The sequence below is a fragment of the Desulfovibrio sp. genome, from assembly GCF_047607245.1.
Taxonomy (GTDB): domain Bacteria; phylum Desulfobacterota; class Desulfovibrionia; order Desulfovibrionales; family Desulfovibrionaceae; genus Desulfovibrio.
In genome coordinates, this window is sequence record NZ_JASGDK010000148.1 from 1 (window position 1) to 7,542 (window position 7,542).

Annotated in this window: 5 protein-coding genes; all 5 read right to left on the reverse strand. The window is 52.5% G+C overall.

Going from position 1 to position 7,542, the window contains the following annotated elements; translation table 11 throughout:
- Positions 1-171 precede the first annotated feature (171 nt).
- The 5 genes from QM579_RS11515 to nikA all read right to left on the reverse strand — a co-directional run bounded on the left by QM579_RS11515 (position 172) and on the right by nikA (position 6,802).
- A complete protein-coding gene (locus QM579_RS11515) occupies positions 172-1,077 on the reverse strand; it encodes a flagellin (RefSeq protein ID WP_414999284.1) in 906 nt (301 codons plus the stop codon).
- A gap of 549 nt (positions 1,078-1,626) precedes the next feature.
- Positions 1,627-3,279 carry an ABC transporter ATP-binding protein gene (locus QM579_RS11520; RefSeq protein ID WP_414999285.1) on the reverse strand — a complete coding sequence of 551 codons (1,653 nt, stop codon included), beginning with the start codon at positions 3,277-3,279 and terminating at the stop codon, positions 1,627-1,629.
- A gap of 2 nt (positions 3,280-3,281) precedes the next feature.
- Complete coding sequence (nikC, locus tag QM579_RS11525; RefSeq protein WP_414999286.1) at positions 3,282-4,094, reverse strand: nickel ABC transporter permease subunit NikC; 813 nt, start codon at positions 4,092-4,094, stop codon at positions 3,282-3,284.
- Positions 4,091-5,029: a nickel ABC transporter permease subunit NikB gene (gene nikB, locus QM579_RS11530; RefSeq protein ID WP_414999287.1), complete on the reverse strand. Its 939-nt coding sequence runs from the start codon at positions 5,027-5,029 to the stop codon at positions 4,091-4,093. Before nikB ends, nikC begins: the two co-directional genes overlap by 4 nt.
- A 138-nt stretch (positions 5,030-5,167) precedes the next feature.
- On the reverse strand, positions 5,168-6,802 hold the full coding sequence (gene nikA / locus QM579_RS11535) for a nickel ABC transporter substrate-binding protein (protein ID WP_414999288.1): 1,635 nt from the start codon (positions 6,800-6,802) through the stop codon (positions 5,168-5,170).
- Positions 6,803-7,542: the final 740 nt, after the last annotated feature.

Genomic DNA, 7,542 nt, shown 5'->3' on the forward strand with positions numbered 1-7,542 from the left:
CCGCGCTGGAAGCGCTGGGACACACGGACTAGACCCTCTGCGGGCGGCTGTACGGATAAAAGCCTGTGGTATGGATGGATGCCAAGATCACCAGTTACTTCTTTGGCTTGGTCCGGGGGCCCGGCCCCCGGACCTCCCATCTTTGGTCACCACAACCTATGATAAGAAAGCCTAACCGCCGATGAGCTTCATTGCCATCTGCGGCAGCGAGTTCGCCTGCGACAGCATGGCCACCGCAGCCTGACTCAAGATCTGGTTGCGCACAAACTGCGTCATTTCCGTGGCGACGTCCACGTCTGAAATGCGCGATTCGGCAGCCTGCAGGTTTTCCGCCTGAGTATTCAGGTTGGTAATCGTATTTTCAAGGCGGTTCTGCATGGCGCCCAAGTGAGCGCGGATCTTGTCTTTAGAAATAATAGCGTTGGTGATGGCGTCCAGAGACCGCTGCGCGGCCTGCTGCGTAGAGACGGTACCGCCGTCACGCAAGTTGCCGCTGTCATCAATGGCCTGGTTGCCCACGCCCAATGCCGAGGCCGTACTGGTGCCGATCTTGATGTAGTAATAGTCTTCGGCAGAGTCGTTGCCTGTGCCAAAGTGAACCTTCATCTTGCCGGTGGCCGTCAGGCCGCTACCGTCATGTGTGTCTGACGACAGAGAGCCGTTGAGCAGATGGATGCCGTTGAAGTCCGTGGCGTTGGCGATACGGGTGATTTCCGAAGCCATTGCCTGATATTCGGATTCGATCATCAGACGTTGGGTGGAGTCGTAGGTACCCGTGGCGGCCTGTTCGGCCAGTTCCTTCATGCGGGTGAGCTTTTCGTCAATAACGCCCAGAGCGCCGTCAGCGGTCTGAATCATTGAAATGGCGTCGTTGGCGTTGCGCGCACCCTGTTGCAGGGTTGCTATGTCAGCTCTTTGCAGTTCGCGAATGGCCAGACCTGCGGCGTCGTCCGCAGCGCTGTTGACTCGCAAACCCGTTGAAAGACGCTGTACCGACTTGCTCAACTGAGCATAGTGTGAGTTCAAATTTCTGGCTGTGTTTGCAGCCATCATGTTGTGGTTAATAACCAAAGACATGGGACACCTCCTGGGTGGTTACTAGCTGCCCACAATCTGCAATCCATGTGCCAAAAAAAATTATATATTTATATCAGTATGTTGAATTGAAAAAATAGTCGTGGGAATTTTTTTCCGCCCTGCGGTGCGAAAATTTTGACGCTCAAAAGTGAAAAATAAAGGTCCAACCCGGCAGAGTTTTACCTTTGCGGGGGTATCGGCAGTTTTTCAATGCAGCGTTTGCCCGGCTGAAAAAGCAGGTTGCTCTCTGGAGCAAGAAGAAACGGGAGGGGACAAAGCCGTCTTGAGCTGGAGCTAACGGAGGTGAAGAGTGGCCCCTGAAGCACTTTCATCTTGAAAATACTCTGGTAACTGCGCGAACCGTGGCTCGTCGGGGCCGCGTAAGCACAGCGCCAGGCAAGCCCTGCGGGCAATGGCAGCTGCGAGACACGACGCGGCTATTTATTGATGCAATTAAACGCAGTGGTGAGGGGACTTTGAGCTTTGACTATGCACATTCGCAAAGTGCATTTGCGGGGAGGGGAGTATCAATAATATAGGCAAAAGGCTTCAGGCTTTGAGCCGATAGCCCTCTGCCAGTTCAGTTGCGGCATCAAGCAGGCTGCAGAAGCTTTGGTGCCGTTGTGCGTCCATGTGCTGCCCAGGAAGAAATTCATCCACAATTCGACCTTGATCAAGCACAACTACGCGATCGCAAAGACGAAAGACTGATGCCATATCATGTGACACATAGAGCAGCGACAAGCCGAGCTCTATTTTCAGATTTTCCAGCAGATCCTGTAGTTGGGCGCGTACGACAGCGTCCAGATCTGTAAGGGCTTCATCAAGAAGCAGCACATCCGGTTTGGGCGCCAGTGCCCGCGCTATGCAGACCCTTTGCAACTGGCCGCCGCTCAATTGACCTGGATATTTATTCCTGAAGGACCGGGGCAGTTTCACGAGGGACAGAAGTTCCTCGATACGCCGTTTTCGGGCGGCAGCGTTCTCTTCGTGGATCAGTAAGGGCTCCATAATGATGTCGCCGATGGTGAGGCGCGGATTTACAGCGCCGCGTGAATCCTGAAAAACTGTCTGTACGTGTTTTCTCCAGCCTTTGTTGCGAGTCTCCAGCAAGTTAATATCTTCGCCCAGCACTGAAACATTGCCACTGTCTGGTTTTTCCAAACCAAGCAGTATGCGAAAGAGCGTGCTTTTTCCCGCGCCGTTACGGCCCATAACTGCCAGACTCTCCCCCTGATGCAGGCGCAGGTTGATGCCGCGAAGAACCTCGTGCCCTCTTATGCCTCGCCAGCGGCATGTGCCGTAACTCTTTTGCAATTCTTGGCATTCAAGCAGTACCGCGCGTTCGCTTTGAGCATTTTTTTCTACCGAGTCTGGAGCCGGGATATTTTGTGGTTCCGGTTCACACTCTTTTTCAGAAACAGCTTGCAATGTGGGGATGCAGGAAGTCTTGAAGGCGAGCAGGAGCTCTTTGGTGCAATTATGTGCCGGGCAGTGCAACAGGGCGTTTGCCTGACCCTGTTCCACAATCCTGCCATCCTGCATGACAGCAATCCTGTCGGCCATGCAGGCGGCGGTGGTCAGATCATGATCAATATAAAGCAAGGCAAAACCATGTCTGGCCTGTAAATTTTTCAGCAAGCGGAGAATGCGCACCTTACCGGGCAGATCGAGACTGGAAATAGGTTCGTCGGCGATGATGCACTGGCTTTTGCGGGCCAGGGCCAGAGCGATCATCACCCGGTGCAGCATGCCGCCGCTCAGTTCAAAGGGATGGAGCGGCAGAACAGCTTCCGGGCAGGCAAAGCCCACTTCGCGCAACCGCAGGCGCATGGCGGCCTCTTCACGTCTGCGCGGCACGCAGCCTGTATCCCGAAAGGTCTCGCGAAAGGTGTGCCGCACTGTGAACAGATGATCAAAGCAGTCGCCGGGATTCTGCATAATCAGCGCAGGTGCGCCCCGGTGCAGTACAATGTCGCCTTTTTCCTGCACAATGCCGGGTGGAAGCAGATTCATGACGGCCATAGCCGTGAGGGATTTTCCTGATCCGCTGGCGCCCATAAGGGCAAGGGTTTCTCCGGCGTTTATATTGAAGGAAACACTATCCACAAGTCGCGGTGTTTCTTTCCCTGCTGCCCTGAGGCTCAGATTGCGTACCTCCACTATGGGCGAGGTTGAAGGGGAATCAAGGATGGCGTTCACGATCAGGCTCCTGCGGCACGTAAAGCCGGGTCCAGGCGGTCGCGCAGGGCGTCGCCCATAAGGTTGCAGGCGGCAGTGGCCATAAAAATCATGAGGCCGGGATAAAACATCAGCATTGGCTGCGACCGTATGTAGTTGCGCGCCTCGGAAATCATGAGTCCCCATTCGGGTGTAGGCGGCTGGATTCCCAACCCAAGAAAGGAGAGTCCCGCAACATGCAGCAGCATGTGCCCCACATCCAGTGTGGCCAACACAAGAATCTGCACAAGGATCGCCGGTAAAAAATGTCGCAGGACAATGCGCGTGCGGCTGAGCCCCATAGCCCGCGCAGCCAGAATATGCCCACGGCTTTTGAGGCTGAGCACATGACTGCGCACCAGCCGTGTATACCACGCTGCATGTGTCGCGGCTATGGCGATAATAAGGTTGGTTAATCCAGCACCCAAAATACCGATAAGAAAAAGCGCCATCACAATGGTGGGAAAGGTCATCATGGCGTCACAAACGCGCATGATGCCGGAATCTATCTTGCCGCCAAGGTAGCCTGACATGCACCCCAGGCACAGGCTGACAGCCACAAGGCCTGCAATAATATACAGCACTGTGGACAGCGAATACCGTGCGCCGACCATAAGACGTGAAAGAATGTCGCGGCCCAGATGGTCTGTTCCAAGAAGATAGGTAGCCCCGGAGGGCAGAAATTTTTTGGTCAGATCAATTGCCTCGGGGTCATGCGGTGCCAGCCACGATCCCAAAAGGGCGCAGGCCAGCATGGGCAGCAAGATACAGAGTCCGACAACCAGTTTCTTGCTCATCGGGCCTCTCCCAGGCGAATGCGTGGATCAATGCGTGCGTATAGCAGATCAGTGATCAGGTTAACTACCACAAAGATAAACGTGGTCACCAGCGTGAAGGTCTGGATGACAGGGTAGTCATGATTATAGATGGCCGAAACCACATAGCGGCCAACACCGGGCCAGTTGAAAATATTTTCAACAATCACCGCACCGCCCAGCAGTTCGCCAAAGTGCATGCTCATAGATGTCAGTACAGGTATGAAGGCGTTGCGCAGCACGTGCTGGCCTATGATGCGCCATCTTTTCAACCCGCGTGACCGGGCATAGGTCACGCTGCGGCTGTGCATGTGCTCCAGCATGCTTGCCCGAACAAGACGGATATTGATCCCCATAGACATGAAAGAAAGCGTAAGCACGGGCAGAACAAGAAATTCGGGGCCGCCGCGGCCCATTGCAGGCAGAATGTCCAGATGGCGTGAAAACAGCAGCACGAGCAGAAAACCCAGCCAGAATGAAGGCATTGATACTGCGCTGAAAGCAAAAATCCGCGTGAGGTGATCGGGCCAGCGGTCTTTGTACAAAGCCGCCGCAATGCCCAAGGGCACACTGATGAAGATGGTAGCCGCCATAGCCCACATGGTCAGCTCGATTGTCGCAGGAAGGTAGTAAAGTATTTCGTGCAGCGCGGAATTGCCCGTCACATAGGACTGGCCCATGTCTCCCTGAAGGGCGGAGGTCAGCCAGTCCAGGTATTGCCTCCAGAGGGGATTGTTGAGTCCCAGGTTCTCGCGTGTGGCGGCAAGCATGCTTTCGGTTGGGGGCAGGCCTGAAAGCCGTAGGTATGCCATGGCAGGGTCTGTCTTGCCGTGGCGCAATACGGCAAAAACAAAAACAGATACGCCCAGCAACAGGGGAAACAGCAAGAGCAGGCGGCGGCATAAAAATCGTAGCATTGCGGATTTCACTTCAAATTATTGGCAGGGTGCAGCTGCTGTCGCCTCGTCACAGGCTTGTCCATACCGTGCGGAGGGAGTGTGTTCCGCGTGGTATGGACAAACCTTGGGGGCAGCTCACTAAGGAGCAATCTGGCCTTATGGCCGTGCAACACGGCCCAGAGGCAATTCGTATGAAACGGGACTGAAGGAAAAGTCCTGTATATTCTTCTTTTTAAACAGAGCCTTGTCGATAGTACGGCTTACGGGAACGTAAACCGCTTCGTCATGCAGCATAGTCAGAATGGTGGTGAAGAGGGTCTGCAGCTCTTTTGCATCTGTTGTGGCAAGGGCTCTGGTTATGGCTGCGTCCAGCTCTTTTTTTTGCGGCAGGCCGCGCTGTGCCTGAAAATCCGCGTGCCCGGCCACGCGCATGGCTGCCACATACGAAAAGGGATCGTACGGCGCGCCGTTGGATTCGCAGAAAATCATGTTAAATCCGCCATCTGTCTGTGAAGCGCCAAAGGCGTTGGGCTCTTCGCCCATCAGCTGCACATCCATGCCAATGCGTGCCAAATTGCTCTGCACTACCTCGGCTATGGAGCGCATGATATTTTCGTTGGCAATGAACTTGAGCTCCAGGCGTAATGTTTTTCCGTCCCTGGTGCGGTATTTATCGCCGGGGTTAAGTTTCCAGCCAGCTTTGTCTAAGATGGCGGCGGCCTCATCAAGCGAATGCGGGTAGGGTTTCAGTGCCACGTCACAGAAAGGAATATCCTTGGCCAGCAGTTCCTCAGCCGGGGCCTCTTGGTCAAGCAGCACGCCTTTAAGAATGGAAGGGCGGTCTATGCCGCGCACAATGGCTTGCCGTACCGCCAGCTCATTGGTGGGAAAGAGAGCGGTATTCATTGCCAGCAAACGGGTATTGCGCGGGGCGGACTGACTGGAGGAGTATGCCGGATCTTTTGAAAGTGCCGCGTAGGCATCCGGGTTCACCCCTGCCGAGCCATGATCGGCAATGGCTGTGGCTATCAGGTCCACTTCGCCGGTTTCAAGGGCCACGGCCCGTGTTTCTGCATCCGGAATAACCTTAATCACAAGCTGGCGCATGCGGGGCTTTTCGCCCCAGTAATTATCGTTGCGCACAAAGCGGTCAAACTCACCCTTGCGGCTTTCTGCCAGAATCCAGGGGCCGGTGCCAATGGGGGCCTTGATGCCTTCGCCAGTATTGCCGTCCTGCGGCATGGCCGCAGGAGACAGAAAGCGCAGGGGACGCACAAGAGTGAGCTCCTGAAGCGCTGCTGCATAGGGCTGCTTGAGTGTCAGCTCGAAGGTGCGGGCGTCCAGAGCCCGGTACGAATCAATCATATCTGCCGTGGCAAGCCAGTCGTGACGCTTGATGTTTTTACGCACGGCATCGAAATTTTTAACAACAGCATCAGCTGTAAAGGGTGTGCCGTCAGAAAAAAGCACATCGTCACGCAGCTTAAAGGTATACACTTTGCCATCAGAAGAAATCTGCCAACTTTCAGCCAGCCAGGGAGTAATTTTACCGCCTTCGCCATACTGCACAAGAGGCTCATAAACCAAAGCCTGTGCAAACATTTTGTTTGCTCCGTAGGCGTGCGGGTTTAGCGGCCCCACATTACTGCTCCAGGCGTAGACCAGTGTGTCTTTACCCCAACTGTTAGCCGCCAGAGCAGGTGAAAAAGCATACAATGCAAGAAATACTGTAAGAAAATAGCAACAGACGCAGCGGCCAGATGACTGAAAAGTTACACGTGATTTACTCATGCTTTCATCCTGGGTAGAGTTGGGGGATGAAACTAAGCCTACGGACAAGAAAGAGTGGTGTCAACTTTTTAAAAATCGTGTTACCAGGTGGAGAATGAAAAGCGATTACTGAGGTTTGTTTAAGGATTATCGCAAGTATGCTATAGAATTTCATAAAGAGTGTTTTAAGATACGAAAAAGTGTATGCTTAAAACAGGGCTAAAAGTATTGCTAAATAAAAAATTTATAAAGGGCTAGCTGGTTATTATTTTGATACAATACGTCAGTAGCAATAAAATTATTTGCGAATTTAAAAGGAAATTAATTCTATCTTTATGAATAATTAGAATTAGTATTGGCCGTTACCTTGCAGAAAAAGCTCCAAAGACAAAATTGTTTAACTAAAATAGCCAAGGTTGGTAGTATTTAAACCACTTTTCTGAACCTGTTCTTTTTTGCGCGTGAGGTGTAATTTTTCTGACACTGTAGTACATTTTGAGGTGTTAATGAGAGAAATGTCCGCCACTTAGTTTTCTTTAACATATATAGTTTATTCACAAAAATTTGATTATGCCCGTCAATGAGTCGTGCAAAATCAGCCATAACAACGCATTGTTAAACTTTGAACTTATGCTTGACAATCTTAATCAGACAGGTAAATTTAAAAGAGGTGCCGTTGTTTCTTTCTATAGAGCGGCACCTTTTGGTATTGGGTTCTCCTCATCAGATACTACGGCAAATTTTGCCTTTTAACGCGATAG